Origin of the sequence: Vibrio minamisatsumaniensis (genome assembly GCF_050337445.1) — a bacterium.
Taxonomy (GTDB): Bacteria; Pseudomonadota; Gammaproteobacteria; order Enterobacterales; family Vibrionaceae; genus Vibrio; species Vibrio artabrorum.
Map to the genome: position 1 here is coordinate 1 of NZ_JAKJSY010000181.1, position 883 is coordinate 883.

The 883-nt window shown below is 47.3% G+C and carries 6 tRNA genes; all 6 read right to left on the reverse strand.

From position 1 onward, the window contains the following. Window positions 1-11: 11 nt before the first annotated feature. Window positions 12-93 (reverse strand) — tRNA-Leu (locus tag L4B77_RS20115). Between the two features lie 68 nt (window positions 94-161). Further along, window positions 162-236 (reverse strand) — tRNA-Gln (locus L4B77_RS20120). A gap of 30 nt (window positions 237-266) precedes the next feature. Beyond that, a tRNA-Leu gene (locus L4B77_RS20125) sits at window positions 267-351 on the reverse strand. Between the two features lie 68 nt (window positions 352-419). Beyond that, window positions 420-494, reverse strand: a tRNA-Gln gene (locus tag L4B77_RS20130). Window positions 495-523: 29 nt separating this feature from the next. After that, a tRNA-Leu gene (locus tag L4B77_RS20135) sits at window positions 524-608 on the reverse strand. A gap of 109 nt (window positions 609-717) precedes the next feature. Continuing rightward, a tRNA-Gln gene (locus tag L4B77_RS20140) sits at window positions 718-792 on the reverse strand. Window positions 793-883 lie beyond the last annotated feature (91 nt).

An 883-nucleotide genomic window follows, 5' to 3' on the forward strand; every position in this document is an offset into this window, starting at 1 on the left:
TAATGGTGCGGTGCGGTCGGAGAGACTTGAACTCTCACACCTCTCGGCGCCAGAACCTAAATCTGGTGCGTCTACCAATTCCGCCACGACCGCAGCAAAGCTTTTACTCTAGCGAAGAGTATAGTTAAGAAGACTTATGGTTTGTCTAAGTAACGTTGTARTGGCTGGGCTACCTGGATTCGAACCAGGGAATGCTGGCATCAAAAGCCAGTGCCTTACCGCTTGGCGATAGCCCAACAATGATATCAATTAAGACATCTAAATAATGGTGCGGTCGGAGAGACTTGAACTCTCACACCTCTCGGCGCCAGAACCTAAATCTGGTGCGTCTACCAATTCCGCCACGACCGCAGCAAAGCTTTTACTCTAGCGAAGAGTATAGTTAAGAAGACTTATGGTTTGTCTAAGTAACGTTGTAATGGCTGGGCTACCTGGATTCGAACCAGGGAATGCTGGCATCAAAAGCCAGTGCCTTACCGCTTGGCGATAGCCCAACAGGATATCAATCAAGATATCTAAATAATGGTGCGGTCGGAGAGACTTGAACTCTCACACCTCTCGGCGCCAGAACCTAAATCTGGTGCGTCTACCAATTCCGCCACGACCGCAGCAAATCTTTATAGTTATATCGACATTGGTGATTCGAAATAACGTTGTGCTCTTGGTTTGCTATTCAGCTTTAAAAACAAGCTAAATCAAAACAAAGAGTGTAAATAGTGGCTGGGCTACCTGGATTCGAACCAGGGAATGCTGGCATCAAAAGCCAGTGCCTTACCGCTTGGCGATAGCCCAACAATGATATCAATTAAGACATCTAAATAATGGTGCGGTCGGAGAGACTTGAACTCTCACACCTCTCGGCGCCAGAACCTAAATCTGGTGC